The organism is Shigella sp. FC1661, assembly GCF_001712525.1.
Taxonomy (GTDB): Bacteria; Pseudomonadota; Gammaproteobacteria; order Enterobacterales; family Enterobacteriaceae; genus Escherichia; species Escherichia coli.
In genome coordinates, this window is record NZ_MDGW01000452.1 from 1 (window position 1) to 556 (window position 556).

Consider the following 556-nt stretch of genomic DNA (forward strand, 5'->3'; position numbering starts at 1 on the left):
CAGGTGTGGAGCCTCGCAGATTTCCGGCATCATAGTGCCCAATACGGGATGCATAAAGCTCCCTCAGACTGGAGACTCCACAAATGAAATATACACCGGTTGGCGTTGATATCGCAAAACATGTCATTCAGATTCACTTCATCAATGAGCACACAGGTGAAGTGGTTGATAAACAGTTGCGTAGACAGGATTTTCTGACGTTCTTCGGCAACCGTGAGCCATGCCTGATTGGTATGGAGGCCTGTGGAGGTTCTCAGCACTGGGCACGGGAACTGACAAAACTTGGTCATAAAGTTCGGTTGTTGCAGGCCCGCTTCGTTAAGGCATTCGTCATGGGCAATAAGAATGATGTGATGGATGCCCGGGCTATCTGGATGGCGGTTCAGCAGCCGGGTAAAGAAATCGCCGTAAAAACAGAAGAACAGCAGTCGGTACTGGTTCTGCACCGTACCCGCATGCAACTGGTGAAGTTCCGGACCGCACAAATTAATGCCCTGCACGGGACGTTACTGGAGTTTGGTGAAACCATCCACAAAGGCCGGGCAGCGATGGAGCG

General features: G+C 51.3%; 1 pseudogene. It reads left to right on the top strand.

Features of this window, described 5'->3' with window-relative positions:
• Nucleotides 1-83 precede the first annotated feature (83 nt).
• A pseudogene (locus BFF42_RS20325) lies at nt 84-556 on the top strand (IS110-like element ISEc11 family transposase); the annotation flags it as partial.